11 protein-coding genes are annotated in these 15,160 nt (G+C 43.0%); 6 read left to right on the top strand and 5 right to left on the bottom strand.

The features are described 5' to 3' along the window. Positions 1–15: 15 nt before the first annotated feature. The 4 genes from cmk to gyrA form a co-directional block, all read right to left on the bottom strand. The gene (cmk, locus tag CWC03_RS04320; protein WP_138580724.1) at positions 16–732 is read right to left on the bottom strand and encodes a (d)CMP kinase; all 717 of its coding nucleotides are present in this window, start codon (positions 730–732) and stop codon (positions 16–18) included. A gap of 252 nt (positions 733–984) precedes the next feature. Beyond that, positions 985–2,265: a 3-phosphoshikimate 1-carboxyvinyltransferase gene (aroA, locus tag CWC03_RS04315; protein WP_138580723.1), complete on the bottom strand. Its 1,281-nt coding sequence runs from the start codon at positions 2,263–2,265 to the stop codon at positions 985–987. Further along, complete coding sequence (gene serC, locus CWC03_RS04310) at positions 2,265–3,347, bottom strand: 3-phosphoserine/phosphohydroxythreonine transaminase (protein WP_138580722.1); 1,083 nt, start codon at positions 3,345–3,347, stop codon at positions 2,265–2,267. Before serC ends, aroA begins: the two co-directional genes overlap by 1 nt. 211 nt (positions 3,348–3,558) lie before the next feature. Next, entirely contained in the window at positions 3,559–6,231 is a 2,673-nt protein-coding gene (gene gyrA, locus CWC03_RS04305) for a DNA gyrase subunit A (RefSeq protein ID WP_138580721.1), read from the bottom strand. A 265-nt stretch (positions 6,232–6,496) separates the two neighbouring features. On the opposite strand from gyrA, the gene ubiG reads away from it, so the two are divergent. From ubiG to yfaE, 5 genes are all read left to right on the top strand, one after another. Beyond that, positions 6,497–7,207, top strand: coding sequence for a bifunctional 2-polyprenyl-6-hydroxyphenol methylase/3-demethylubiquinol 3-O-methyltransferase UbiG (gene ubiG, locus CWC03_RS04300; protein ID WP_138580720.1), 711 nt, complete (start codon positions 6,497–6,499; stop codon positions 7,205–7,207). Beyond that, positions 7,204–7,851 (top strand): HAD family hydrolase, encoded by a 648-nt coding sequence (locus CWC03_RS04295; RefSeq protein ID WP_138580719.1) that lies wholly within the window; start codon positions 7,204–7,206, stop codon positions 7,849–7,851. Before ubiG ends, CWC03_RS04295 begins: the two co-directional genes overlap by 4 nt. Positions 7,852–8,206: 355 nt before the next feature. Then, positions 8,207–10,492, top strand: coding sequence for a class 1a ribonucleoside-diphosphate reductase subunit alpha (nrdA, locus tag CWC03_RS04290; RefSeq protein WP_138522182.1), 2,286 nt, complete (start codon positions 8,207–8,209; stop codon positions 10,490–10,492). A 52-nt stretch (positions 10,493–10,544) separates the two neighbouring features. Beyond that, positions 10,545–11,675, top strand: a complete 1,131-nt coding sequence (gene nrdB / locus CWC03_RS04285; protein ID WP_138580718.1) for a class Ia ribonucleoside-diphosphate reductase subunit beta — start codon at positions 10,545–10,547, stop codon at positions 11,673–11,675. Then, entirely contained in the window at positions 11,675–11,947 is a 273-nt protein-coding gene (yfaE, locus tag CWC03_RS04280; protein ID WP_138580717.1) for a class I ribonucleotide reductase maintenance protein YfaE, read from the top strand. The genes nrdB and yfaE overlap by 1 nt, the downstream gene beginning before the upstream one ends. A 59-nt stretch (positions 11,948–12,006) precedes the next feature. On the opposite strand, the gene CWC03_RS04275 is transcribed toward yfaE, so the two are convergent. Beyond that, positions 12,007–12,531, bottom strand: coding sequence for a YaeQ family protein (locus CWC03_RS04275; RefSeq protein ID WP_138580716.1), 525 nt, complete (start codon positions 12,529–12,531; stop codon positions 12,007–12,009). 174 nt (positions 12,532–12,705) lie between these two features. Between CWC03_RS04275 and CWC03_RS04270 the strand changes: the two genes are divergently transcribed. Continuing rightward, the gene (locus CWC03_RS04270; RefSeq protein ID WP_138580715.1) at positions 12,706–15,159 is read left to right on the top strand and encodes a TonB-dependent receptor; all 2,454 of its coding nucleotides are present in this window, start codon (positions 12,706–12,708) and stop codon (positions 15,157–15,159) included. Position 15,160 lies beyond the last annotated feature (1 nt).

The following is a 15,160-nucleotide window of genomic DNA, read 5'->3' as shown; positions in this document are numbered from 1 at the left end:
CTGTGTCATTAAAAATTATTTAGGTAAACAACTTTTTGGAAGTTTACCTGCCACAATGGCGTCTTGAATAAAAGACATAACCTGTTCGAACACCTGTTCAGCATTATGCTCAGTTGTATCAACAACTACCGCATCGCTGGCAGGAACTAATGGGGCAACCTTGCGATTCATATCGCGATCATCGCGAGCTTTAATGTCTTCTAACAGACCACTTAGTGTAACATCATGGCCTTTCTCATTCAACTCAACAAATCGCCTGCGAGCACGTTCTTCAGCGCTTGCAGTTAAATAAATTTTAAGTTCAGCATCTGGGAACACCACCGTTCCCATATCACGTCCATCTGCAATTAAGCCTACTTCAGTTCTAAAAGCGCGCTGACGTCGTAATAATGCTTCTCTTACTCGAGGTAGCGCCGCAATTTTTGACGCTGCTGCGCCGACTTCTTCATTGCGAATGGTGTTAGTAACATCTTCACCTTCAAGTACAATTTTGCTTTTTTTAGTTTCTTTATCGATAGAAAATTGTACATCCAAATTAGCAGCGAGTGGGACCAGCCCCTCTTCGTTATCTGTTGCAATTTGGTGGTGTAACGCTGCTAACGAAAGCACACGATAAATTGCACCGCTATCCAACACTTCCCAATTTAATGTTTCAGCTAACAAGCGACAAACAGTTCCTTTGCCTGAACCACTTGGGCCGTCTACGGTGATAACTGGCATAGCTGCCTGCATTTAGACCTCCTAAAAATGCTCACCTGAATTTGACGGCGCATAGTATACGTCAATTTGCTGAATATATCCTTATTTACCTGTCATTTTTTGTTATATCTCAAATTATTAGTGAAGCGAAAGGTGTGAAATGTCAGGTACTGACTGGCTTTGACTGAATAAAATTCAGTCAAATATGCGTGTGTTTGACTTTGTTATAATGACTATTTTAAAGGAGATTTTAAGGTGCTGAACAGCTTCAACACCTTGGTGAAATTAATGCTGACTAATGCTTTCTAACACTGAAAAATAGGTTGGGAAAGTTTTTGCCGTACATTTAGGGTCGTTGATCGTTATAGCTTGACCACCGACTGCCACCATCGAAAAACACATCGCAATGCGATGGTCATTGTATGTGTCTACATCCGTAAAATTAAAATTAGCCGGTGGTGTAACTTCGATAAAATCGTGCCCTTCTACCACTTCTGCGCCTACTTTTTTAAGTTCAGTCGCCATGGCAGCTAACCTATCGGTTTCTTTCACGCGCCAATTGTAGATATTACGAATTGCCGTTTTACCTTTTGCGAATAGCGCTACGGTTGCAAGCGTCATCGCCGCATCGGGGATAGCATTGGCGTCAATGTCCACACCATTTAGCTCACCTTTTCTGACAACGATACGCTCATCATGCCAATCAATGTCTGCACCGACTTGTTCCATCACTTTGGCAAAACCGATATCACCTTGCACACTTTGTTTACCCACTCCCTTTATTTCAATTTCGCCTCCTGCAATTGCTGCTGCTGCGATGAAATAAGAGGCTGACGAGGCATCCCCTTCGACCATAAGTGTTCCTGGAGATTGATACTGCTGGCCTGCTTTTACCACAAAATGTTGGTAATCGTGGTTTTCGACATGAACCCCAAAGTGCGCCATCACGCCAATGGTAATATCAATATAAGGCTTTGAAACCAGTTCACCTTTGATCGCAATATTCGTATCGCCACTAAAAAGCGGTGCAGCCATCAATAATGCAGTTAAGAATTGGCTTGAGATACTACCGTCAATCTCAACTTCACCACCAGCAAGTTGCTTACCTGTAATTTTTAACGGCGGGTAGTCTTTGTTTTTGAGATATTGAATATCTGCACCAAGCGTTTGCATGGCATCAACAAGATGGCCAATTGGGCGCTCTTCCATTCGTGGCTCACCAATCAGTTCATAATCACCGGATATAGCAGCAAGCACAGCAGTTAATGGACGATATGCTGTACCGGCATTGCCTAAAAATAGCGGCTCAACGGGGGTGTTAAAGTTACCACCATTTCCTTTGACCAGTGCCACCGTATTATCGTCTTCTAAGGTTACTTCAACGCCTAACTGAGACAATGCACCTAACATATGGCGGATGTCATCGCTATCCAATAAGTTCGTCACTTTTGTCGTGCCTTCGCACAATGCCGCAAGCAACAAAATACGATTTGATAAGCTTTTAGAGCCAGGTAGCGTCACACTGCCACTGACTTTAGTAATAGGCTTGAGGGTCAATTGTTCCATCAACTGTTCTCCCGTGCGAATTTATCCATAAACGCAACTAACGCTTTGATCCCTTCAATTGGCATAGCGTTATAGATGCTTGCACGCATACCGCCGACAAAACGGTGGCCCTCAAGTGCAATTAAACCGTTTTGTTCTGCCTCTGCCAAAAATTTTGCATTTAGGCTGTCATCGTTTAACCAAAATGGTACGTTCATTAACGAGCGACAATGTTTTGCAACTTTGTTTGAATAGAAGCCAGAGCCATCGATGTAATCGTACAAAATGGCCGCTTTTTCTTGATTGTGCGCTTCCATGGCTTTAACACCACCAATGCTTTCAAGATATTTGAATACCTCAAACGCAAGATACCATGCAAATGTCGGTGGTGTGTTGTACATGCTTTGCTGATCAGCCTCAATGGCGTAATCAAGAATGGCAGGTCTTGGCAACCCTTCACGCTTCAATAACGTCTTACGTACAATAGCGATACTGAGCCCTGAAGGACCGATATTTTTTTGCGCACCAGCATAAATCAAATCAAAGTCATTGACGTTAATCTCACGAGATAAAATATTGGAAGACATATCCGCTACAATTGATGCGCTTGAATGTTTTGGAACGTCAAATATTTCGATACCGTCGATGGTTTCGTTTGGACAATAGTGAATGTATGAAGCGTTTTCTGGTAACTTCCATTCGGAGACAGGTAAAATATCGAATTGACCATTTTCGTCAGTACGGATATTAATCGCATGCGTTTGCGTGAATTTTTCACCTTCTTTCGTCGCACCGGTAGACCAGATCCCGTTCTCGATATATACGCCAGGTACACCATCTACATGTAGATTTAACGGTACAGCAGCAAAGTGACCTCGGCCACCACCATGCATAAACAGGACTTCAAATTCGTCAGAGATGTTCATCAAACGACGTAAGCTGGCTTCGCACTGCTTCGCCATCTCCAAGTAAGGCGCTGAGCGATGGCTAACTTCCATCACCGACACGCCTAAATTTTGCCAATCTAGAAATTCTTTTTGCGCTTTTTTCATCACTTCAACAGGTAACATCGCAGGACCCGCGCAAAAATTATAAACCGTCATATTTTTCCTCATTCCAAATAATCTAGATCATCCAAAGAATAGCGTTATTCTCATGACTTTTCGGATGAACAGTGGGCTGCCCGACTAAAACGTCGGATTGTTGGTAGCCTTAATTTATCAGGCTTCAGGCTCTTGTCATAGAGGAACAGATTGAAAAAATTGACAGAAAGAAAAAAAGCGACCGAAGTCGCTTTTTTTTGGGTAGGATTTTTTATTCCTCTGCGTCAGATCCCGCAGCAGGTGTTGCTTCACCTTCTAGCTCTGCAACGTCACCTTCAGGCAACTCTTCCACTTCAATTTCTTCGATGCGTTGAAGACCAACTACCTTTTCTTCTTCCATCGTACGGATCAGAATAACACCTTGGGTGTTACGGCCTACCGTAGAAACTTCGTTTACACGCGTTCTAACTAACGTACCACGGTTTGAGATCAACATGATTTCATCGTTGTCGTCAACTTGAACCGCGCCAACCACAGAACCATTTCTCTCAGTTACTTTGATTGACACAACACCTTGTGTTGCACGGCTCTTCGCTGGGTACTCTTCAAGCGGTGTACGCTTACCATAACCATTTTCAGTTACGGTCAAGATTGCACCATCGCCTTGTGGTACGATTAGTGATACCACTTTCACGTCATCTGGCATCTTGATACCACGAACACCTGTTGCTGTACGGCCCATCGGACGTAAAGCCAACATTTCTTCGCCAGTTTCAGGATCACGCTTCACTTCACCTGTTTCTGAGTCTCGCTGCTTCTCGTTAAAGCGTACAACTTTACCATGCTCAGTAAATAGCATGATGTCATTGTCACCTGTGGTGATATTAGCACCGATCAGGCTATCACCTTCGTTCAAGTTGATAGCAATAATACCACTTGCACGCTGACGGCTGTATGCAGTCAGAGGTGTTTTCTTAACGATACCACTTGCCGTCGCCATGACGATAAATTTATCTTCTTCGTATTCGCGAACTGGTAAAATTGTCGTAATACGCTCATCAGCTTCGAGTGGTAACAAGTTAACAATTGGCTTTCCGCGCGCAGCACGTGATGCAAGCGGCAGCTGGTAAACTTTTAACCAATACAAACGGCCAGAAGTTGAGAAACAAAGAATTGTATCGTGAGTATTTGCAACGAGTAGACGTTCGATAAAGTCTTCATCTTTCATCTTAGTTGCAGATCGCCCTTTACCACCGCGGCGCTGAGCTTCGTAATCGCTAAGAGGTTGATACTTCACATAGCCTTCGTGAGAAAGCGTAACTACAACGTCTTCTTCGTTGATCAAATCTTCTAAACTGATATCGTGCGCAGCAGCAGTGATCTCTGTGCGACGCTCATCGCCATACGTTTCTTTGATTTCAACTAACTCATCGCGGATCACTTCCATCAAACGCTCTGGAGTAGAAAGGATGTACAGTAGCTCAGCGATAAGATCGAGTAGTTCTTTGTATTCTGCTAGAATTTTCTCGTGCTCAAGACCCGTTAATTTGTGTAGTCTTAAGTCTAGAATTGCTTGGGCTTGTTGCTCAGACAAATAGTACTGACCATCACGGATCCCTAATTCTTCCGCTAACCAATCCGGACGCGCAACATTTTCTTCACCAGTACGCTCAAGCATTGATTTAACGTTACCAAGATCCCAAGCTCGCGCAGTTAGCGCCGCTTTCGCTTCCGCTGGTGTTGGTGACTTACGAATAAGCTCAATGATTGGGTCAATGTTGGCTAGCGCAATTGCGAGGCCTTCAAGCGTATGCGCTCTGTCTCTCGCCTTACGCAGGTCAAATACAGTACGACGCGTTACGACTTCACGACGGTGAATAATAAACGCATCAAGCATTTCTTTCAGGTTGAAACACTTAGGCTGGTTATTGTCTAGTGCAACCATATTGATGCCAAACACAGTTTGTAGTTGTGTTTGAGCGTATAGATTGTTTAGTACAACCTCACCTACTTCGCCGCGTTTGATTTCAATAACAATACGCATACCGTCTTTATCCGACTCGTCGCGTAGTGCACTGATCCCTTCAACCTTTTTGTCTTTAACAAGCTCTGCAATCTTTTCGATTAGTCTTGCTTTGTTAACTTGGTAAGGAATTTCATGAACGATGATAGTTTCTTTGCCAGTCTTCTCATCGACTTCGATTTCAGCTTTCGCACGGATGTAGATCTTACCACGGCCTGTTTTATAGGCTTGTTCGATGCCATTCTTACCGCTAATAATGGCGGCTGTCGGGAAATCAGGACCCGGAATATAGTCGATTAACTCTTCAATAGTGATGTCTGGATTCTGGATCACAGCCAAACAGCCATTGATCACCTCAGTTAAGTTGTGAGGCGGAATATTGGTCGCCATACCAACCGCGATACCAGATGAGCCATTCACCAATAAGTTAGGCACTTTAGTTGGTAACACATCTGGAATTTGCTCTGTACCATCGTAGTTTGGTACATAATCAACGGTTTCTTTTTCAAGGTCAGCAAGTAACTCGTGAGCGACTTTCGCCATACGTACTTCGGTATAACGCATCGCAGCTGCAGAGTCACCATCGACAGAACCAAAGTTACCTTGTCCATCTACGAGCATATAGCGTAGAGAGAAAGGCTGAGCCATACGTACAATAGTATCGTAAACCGCGCTATCACCATGCGGGTGGTATTTACCGATTACGTCACCAACTACACGAGCTGACTTTTTATATGGTTTGTTCCAGTCATTTTTAAGTTCATTCATCGCGAACAATACACGACGGTGAACTGGCTTTAGGCCGTCACGTACGTCAGGTAATGCACGACCTACGATTACACTCATTGCATAATCTAGGTATGAATTTTTTAATTCATCTTCGATATTGACTGGCAGGATTTCATTGGCGAGATCAGACATTTGACTCCACTTTCCTTCAGTGTCCACCCCTTTTGTGTCACACTACAACTTGTGTTGAGATGCTATCTGAATATCAAATTGCTTTTTCTGCTGAAGCGCCAATTAAACGCGCTTCGAAAAATAGCCGAATTGCCTCAGAGTATCAGCGGGGGCTTTGTTTATTATAAAATTCGTCAAGCATGCTAACACACTTTTTACCGTTTTACAGGTGCTATTTTTATCTAATCCCCTTTATAATGCGCTCAATTCGACGAGGAAGTTTTTTATGACCGAACATCAAAATGTAGACCCTAATGAAATCGCTAAATTTGAAGAAATAGCAGAGCGCTGGTGGGACCGAGAGGGAGAATTCAAACCATTACACGATATTAACCCATTGAGATTGGACTTTATTAACGATAAATGTGAAGGCCTATTTGCAAAAACAGTATTGGATGTCGGTTGTGGTGGTGGGATTTTAACAGAAAGCATGGCTAAGCTGGGCGCAAATGCAACCGGTATCGATATGGGACAAGAACCGCTCAATGTCGCAAAGCTTCACGCGCTAGAGGTCGGCGTGGAAGTAGACTATCAAAAAGTGCCAGTAGAAGAATTCGCAGCCTTGCACCATGGCGAATTCGATGTAGTAACTTGCATGGAAATGTTAGAACACGTACCAGATCCAGAATCCATTATTCGCGCAGTCGCACAGCTAGTTAAGCCTGGCGGTCATGTATTTTTTTCTACCTTAAACAAAACTACAAAAGCGTATTTACTGGCTATCGTCGCTGCTGAAAAACTGCTTAAAATGGTTCCTGAAGGCACGCATGAACATGATAAGTTTATTCGCCCTTCGACCTTAATTGACTGGGCTGAAAAGTACGACCTCAAAGTCAGAGCAGCGACAGGGATTAACTACAACCCTATCGGCAAAACATTTACCTTAACTAAAGACGTTTCGGTTAACTACATTCTACACTTCGAGAAGCTGGCATGATCCAAGCGGTACTATTTGATCTAGACGGCACCTTGCTGGATACCAGTGATGACTTGGGCGCTGCACTAAACCACGTTTTAACTACTAATCAGATGCCTACTGTCGGCAAACAGGTATATAGCAGTGCGATTTCAAACGGCGTAGCAGCGATGTTACAGGTAGGGTTTGGTGAGTCATTAAAACACTTTGATACTCAGATATTACGTCAGGGGGTACTTGACTACTACCTGGCAAATCTATCAGTACACTCCCAATGCTTTGCGCAGATTGGTGCGTTATTAGCGGCACTTGCAGAAAAAGAGATTCCGGTTGGGATCATGACAAACAAACCTGAGTTTTTAACACTTCCGCTACTAAAACAAATTCCTGAACTTGCAAAGATCGAGACAGTGGTATGTGGAGATACACTTTCGGTGGCCAAACCCCACCCCGAGCCTTTACTCTTAGTGGCATCAAAATTGGGGGTTTCACCTGAGCAGTGTATTTATGTTGGCGACGCTGAGCGAGATATCATTGCTGCAAAATCCGCAAAAATGATTAGTGCAGCGGCGATGTGGGGATTCATTCCATCTGAAGCTGAAGCTAGGTCTTGGCATGCGGATCTCTATCTTACTAACCCATTAGACACGTTATCGCATATTTAGTGTCGATAAAAAAATAAAACACCATATATTGTGTTTTTGCTATAATAGATACGAATTTGTGTAGAAAAAAATCAGTTAGAATTTTTTTTTATTTTTGCTGAAAAGCATCATCTTTTTGTTGATTTTTCTTTGTGGGCAGATGAGTGGATTGTCATAGGTTAGTGGATACTTACATAAATAAATTATCCCAAACTTATCCACAATTCTGCCCGAGTTGTTCTCTTGCAAATTCACGTCAACCCCACTATCTTGTGATCCCTAGCCACTAGGGCACCATATATAGTGGTGGTTTGCTAAACAATTTTATATTCGTGCGATATCTAAAGCGCGTTCCTAAGGAATACAGGCACATAACATGAACCAACAGCTATCTGTATGCAAAAGAAACGGTCGCAAAGAACCGTTAGATCTAGATAAGATCCATCGTGTCATTACATGGGCGGCAGAAGGCCTGGATAACGTCTCAGTTTCTCAGGTTGAATTAAAGTCACACATCCAGTTTTATGACGGTATTCGTACTGGTGATATCCACGAAACGATTATTAAAGCTGCAGCCGATCTGATCTCAAAAGAGTCTCCAGATTATCAGTATCTAGCCGCTCGTTTGGCTATTTTCCACTTGCGTAAGAAAGCCTATGGCTGTTTTGAGCCGCCGCACTTACACGACCATGTGGTAAAACTGGTTGAAGACAAGCGCTATGATCAGCATCTTCTTACTGATTACACAAAAGAAGAGTTTGATGAGCTAAACAACTACATCGATCATAGTCGAGATATGAACTTCAGCTATGCAGCTGTTAAGCAGTTGGAAGGTAAGTACCTTGTACAAAACCGCGTAACGGGTGAGATCTATGAAAGTGCGCAGTTCTTATATGTTCTTGTAGCTGCTAGCCTGTTTGCAAACTACCCGAAAGAAACGCGTCTAGATTACATTAAACGATTCTACGATGCGGTTTCAACATTCAAAATTTCATTACCTACGCCAATTATGGCTGGTGTTCGTACACCGACACGCCAGTTTAGCTCATGCGTACTGATTGAATGTGCTGATAGTCTAGATTCAATCAACGCAACTTCCTCTGCGATTGTAAAATACGTCAGTCAGCGCGCTGGTATCGGTATTAACGCTGGTCGTATTCGTGCACTAGGTAGCCCAATCAGAAATGGTGAAGCGTATCACACAGGATGTATTCCGTTTTATAAACACTTCCAAACGGCTGTTAAAAGCTGTTCTCAAGGTGGTGTACGTGGTGGCGCAGCGACCCTATTCTACCCACTTTGGCATCTTGAAGTTGAAAACCTATTAGTACTAAAAAATAACCGTGGTGTTGAAGAGAACCGCGTGCGTCATTTGGATTATGGCGTGCAGTTCAACAAAACCATGTATAGCCGCCTAATTAAAGACGACTATATCACGCTATTTAGTCCATCAGATGTACCTGGTCTTTACGACGCATTCTTTGAAGATCAAGATAAATTCGAAGAACTGTATGTTAAGTACGAGCAAGATGAGTCTATCCGTAAGAAACGCATTAAAGCGATTGAATTATTCTCAATGTTTGCGCAAGAACGTGCGAGCACTGGTCGTATTTATCTACAAAACGTTGACCACTGTAATACACACAGTCCGTTTGACTCTAAGGTTGCACCGATCCGTCAGTCAAACCTATGTCTTGAAATTGCACTGCCAACTAAGCCTCTAAGCCACGTAAACGACCCTGAAGGTGAAATTGCACTATGTACGCTTTCCGCATTTAACTTGGGTGCCATCAAGTCTCTAGACGAGTTAGAAGAGTTAGCTGAGCTTGCGGTTCGCGCACTTGATAATTTATTAGACTATCAAGACTACCCCGTACCTGCTGCGTACAATGCAACGATGGGACGCCGTACACTGGGTATCGGTGTGATTAACTTTGCTTATTATCTTGCAAAGAATGGCGTTAAGTACTCCGACGGTAGCGCTAACGGCCTAACACATAAAACATTTGAAGCCATTCAATACTATCTGATGAAAGCTTCGAATGAATTGGCAAAAGAGCGCGGCGCTTGTCCTAAATTTAACGAAACGACGTACTCACAAGGTATTATGCCAATAGATACTTATAAGCGTGACCTTGATAAAGTATGCGAAGAGCCATTGCATCTGGATTGGGATTCACTAAGAGCAAGTATCCAAGAACACGGTATGCGTAACTCAACCTTGTCTGCCTTGATGCCATCTGAAACATCATCACAAATTTCAAACGCGACAAACGGTATCGAACCACCTCGTGGTCATATCAGTGTTAAAGCGAGTAAAGATGGTATCTTGAAGCAAGTAGTACCAGAGTACGACCGCCTCAAAGATAACTATGAGCTACTTTGGGATATTCCATCTAACGATGGTTACCTTGCATTAGTTGGTATTATGCAAAAGTTCATCGATCAAACTATCTCTGCAAATACCAATTATGATCCAAGTAAGTTTGAAGCGGGTAAAGTTCCTATGAAGCTATTGCTAAAAGACTTACTCACCGCATACAAACTTGGTGTTAAAACTCTTTACTACCATAACACCCGTGACGGTGCTTCAGATGCTCAAGATGAGTTAAAACCAGAAGCAGAAGACGATGGTTGTGAAGGCGGCGCTTGTAAGATATAACTTTTATGCGGGTGGTCTTCACCCGCTTTTTTAGGTATTGAGTAACACATTTATGGCATATTCTACGTTTAGCAGAAATCATAACGACCAATTAAAAGAACCGATGTTTTTCGGGCAAACTGTTAATGTATCTCGCTACGACCAACAGAAGTTCCCTATTTTCGAAAAGCTAATTGAAAAACAACTATCGTTTTTCTGGCGTCCAGAAGAAGTAGACGTAAGTAAGGATAGACTGGACTTTCAGGCACTTCCTGAGCACGAAAGACATATCTTTTTGAGCAACCTAAAATATCAAACATTGCTAGACAGTGTTCAAGGCCGCTCTCCAAACGTTGCGCTTTTACCGATTGTCTCCATTCCTGAGCTTGAAACTTGGATAGAAACTTGGGCATTTAGTGAAACTATTCACAGTCGCTCTTACACTCACATTATTCGTAATGTAACGCAAAATCCGGAATTGATCTTTGATGACATCGTGGGCAATGACAAAATTGTTGAACGTGCGGATGCAGTTACCAAGTACTATGACGAACTGATTGAAAAAGTAAGCCTTTACAATCAGTACGGTGAAGGCAAACATGAAATTAACGGCACAACGGTCGCCATTAACTTGTTTGAACTTAAAAAGCTCCTGTACCTTTGCATCATGTCGGTAAACATCTTAGAAGCGATCCGTTTCTACGTGAGTTTTGCCTGCTCGTTTGCTTTTGCTGAGCGCGAGCTTATGGAAGGTAATGCGAAAATCATCAAGCTAATCGCACGTGATGAAGCGCTACATCTGTCTGGCACACAGCACATGCTAAATATCATGCAAGAAGGCAAAGACGATCCTGAAATGTCTATCGTGGCAGCGCAATGTCGTGAAGAAGCAATTAAGATGTTTGTTGAGGCCGCTGAGCAAGAAAAAGAATGGGCTGAGTATCTATTTAAAGACGGTTCGATGATTGGTCTGAACAAAGATATCTTGTGTCAATACGTCGAGTACATCACAAATATTCGTATGTCAGCAGTTGGTTTACCAACGCAATTCGAGACTAAATCAAACCCTATTCCGTGGATCAATGCTTGGCTTGTGTCTGACAATGTTCAGGTTGCACCACAGGAAGCAGAGATCAGCTCATACCTTGTTGGACAAATCGACTCTGAAGTCGATGCCTCTGACTTTGGCGATTTCGACTTGTAATGGTTGAAAAGCCATCCTTCCTAATTCAGGTTGAGAATATTGAGGAGCCACTGGAATATGTGGCTTCTTCGTCTTCAATACTCGAAACCCTTGAAGCCGCAAATATTGAAGTCCCCTATCAATGCCGCGAGGGTTTTTGCGGCGTCTGCCGCGCCAAGCTCATCGAAGGGCAAACACAATACGCGAACGAGCCACTTGCTTTTGTGAGAGATGGGGAAATTTTATTGTGCTGTAGCAGACCCACAAGCCATATTAAAATAGAGTTGCCGTAAATAACCAAAGTCCGAGATAGCAGTTTGTTCTCTAGCAGCCGTTACCCCTAACTACTGCATTAAATCAGCTTGGTAATTTGAGTACGAATGTAGTGTTCACTATCAGTAACACTCATCGCCCCATTTTCAAAAATTACATCCCAATGCAAACTTCGCGTCAGCATTTCACATAATTCAACCACAAAGCCCTTGGGAATACTAAACACAGAGAAAGATCCAATAAACTGTAATTGCGCTCGACGCTCTTCAAACCATTGCTCACCGTCAGCACACAACACCACAACCTTAGCATAAAGCTTTTCATACTTGAGTATCTCGTCGACCTCTAACGTACCGATAAACAAAGCAACTTCAACTTGTTCGCTGTCGTCTTCTAGCCACACATCCGGCCAGTATTTTTTCTCCGCCTTGCTCCACTTTGCTGGCTTATCAAAAGACAGTGCGCAGATCCCAAGCAATTTCATCGCAAAATGCTCACTACTTTCTTTTGACAACATGGCGGTGGTAAATGCTTCTTCATGGTGGCTATGGTGAAATAAGTCAGCAACCTTAATCCTTGCCTTGAAAACAAATGGCTTGTTCATTATGTTGTGCTCACTTTTACTTGTTTCTTAACTATAGCTGTAATTCTAATTTCAACAATAACTAAGTTATAGTATAACGTTATTGAACAGCAAAATTTGTAGTGTTATATTATCACTCAATTAGTCGAACAGCTCACTCGTTCAATACATAACCTAACTCGTGGTAATAAAAATATGTTTAAGCAGTCTCTTATCGCCAGCGCATTAATTTCAATAATAGGTGCAGCGCCAGCTTATGCTGCACAACTAACAGGTAAAGTTGTTGATGCAAACAACCAACCACTCAGTAACGCCACTATCCACCTTCATGGCAAAAGCAAATCGATAAAGTCAGATAAATTTGGCCAATTTACGATTGATCTTGATGCTGACTCGCAGCTACATATCTCAAAGCCAAACTACTTAGATCATCGTATTAATGTTACCGAAGAGCAAGGCTTCGTACGTGTTGAGCTAACACCAACGTCCGTTGAGAGCATAGTTGTTTATTCTTCAGCCCTGCACAAAAATAGTATGGAAATGACCTCTCCAGTCAGTGTATTAAGCGGTGATGAATTAAAAAACCGTGCAAAACCCACACTGGGTGAAACACTAAAAGGTCAACCAGGGATCAATGCCAGCTATTTTGGCCCGGTGAGTTCAAGCCCTATTATCCGTGGTTTAGATGGACCGCGAGTCAAAATCACGCAAAATGGGTTAGACAGTAGCGATGCCTCGCGCGTTGGTCCGGATCACGCCAACACTAATGACTCGCTAGCCGCACAGCAAATTGAAGTACTAAGAGGCCCAGCTACCCTACTTTACGGCTCTGGTGCAATCGGTGGTGTAGTTAATGTTGTTGATAATCGTATTCCCACAGACGTGATCGATAGCCTTCAGGGCGCTGCCGACTATAGCCATGATACCAACTCAAATACTAATACCTTTGCGGTGCTATTAGAATCAGGTTTTGACGGATTTAACTTCCATTTCGATGGCGTTAAGCGTAAAGGTGGAGATTATGAAACCCCAAATTTTGCGCTACCGCACGACGAACATGAAGAACACGAGCATGAACATGAAGGCGAAGATCATGCTCACGAAGCAGAAGAACATGAAACAGAGTACGCTAATCGCGTCGACAATACCTTTATCGATTCTGAGCAATTTAATTTAGGCACAAGTTATGTCGGTGATCATTTGACCGTTGGTTTCTCTTATGGCCGTGTTGATACGGACTATGGCATTCCTGCTCACTCTCATATTGGTCATGACCATGATCACGGCCATGAAGAAGAAGGGCATGACCACGAAGAAGAATCCGTATTTGCTCGAGTAAAGCAAGACCGTTGGCAAGGGCTTGTAAATTATGCAGTACACAGTGATTGGCTTGAATCTGTTGGTCTACGTGTCGGTTACACCGATTATGAACATGCTGAAATTGAAGATGGAAGTATTGGCACTGTATTCGAGAATGATACAACTGAGTTACGCTTAACGGCAGAACACCGCTTAGGAGAGTGGCACGGCACCGTTGGTTATCATTTCTCCGACAGCGATTACGCCGCAAACGGTGCAGAAGCTTTTACGCCATCGACCAATACCAAAACGCACGCACTTTATATCCTTGAAGAACGTCGTTTTGGAGACTTCACACTTGAGTTAGGTGCTCGTATTGAAGACTACCAGTTATCAAGCAAAGGTAACCAACTGGAAGCGTACGAAGAAGATCATGACCACGAAGGTGAACACGACCATGATCACGGCCACGACCATGGTGGAAACTTAGATAATGGGTTTATTTCTTATGACCTGGAAATGACCAATCTAAGCTTATCTATTGGCGGTGTATACGACTTTGCTGAAGGCCAAAACGTTGCTGTTTCGCTGTCTCGCTCGGAGCGCGCACCATTAACCGCGGAGTTGCTTTCAAATGGCATTCATATCGCAACCAGCACCTATGAATTAGGGCTTGGTTATGAGTTAGAAGGCGATCATTTACACTTTGAGCCGCAAGATATCGAACAAGAAACATCAAACAACTTAGACATTAGCGTTAGAAAGTTCTCAGGCGACTTTGGCTACACCGTTAATTTCTTCTACAACGACATCGAAAACTTCTACTATCAGGCATTAACAGACTATATCTATAGCCCGGAGCACGGTTTAGAAGTGGCGGATCATGAACATGAAGGCGCTGTTCCAGTGTTTAAGTTTGAAAGCAGTGATGCCAAACTATACGGTCTTGAGTTTGATGCCCATTACAAACTAAGCAACTTTGCACGCGTCAAAGTGTTTGGTGATTCGCTGACAGCGAAGTTAGATAACGACGAATATTTGCCACGTATCCCAAGCAACAAGCTAGGTCTTGATTACGAACACAGTTACGAGAATCTAACAGCTAATTTCACGGTGACACATTACTTCAAGCAAGACAACATCGCGAGCTATGAAAGTGAAACTAAGGGCTATACGCTAGTGGATATGTCGTTTAACTATGACTTTGAGTTTATGGGCAGTGACATGGTTGGCTATGTTAACCTTGATAACCTAACAGATGAGCTAGGCTTTGTGCATAGTTCGTTTATCAAAGAGCAAGCCCCGCTTCCAGGTCGTAACATCAAGCTTGGCATTAGAGGCTACTTTTAAT

This window comes from Pseudoalteromonas sp. S2755, assembly GCF_005886535.1.
Taxonomy (GTDB): domain Bacteria; phylum Pseudomonadota; class Gammaproteobacteria; order Enterobacterales; family Alteromonadaceae; genus Pseudoalteromonas.
This window is presented reverse-complemented; position numbering and strand designations above follow the sequence as displayed.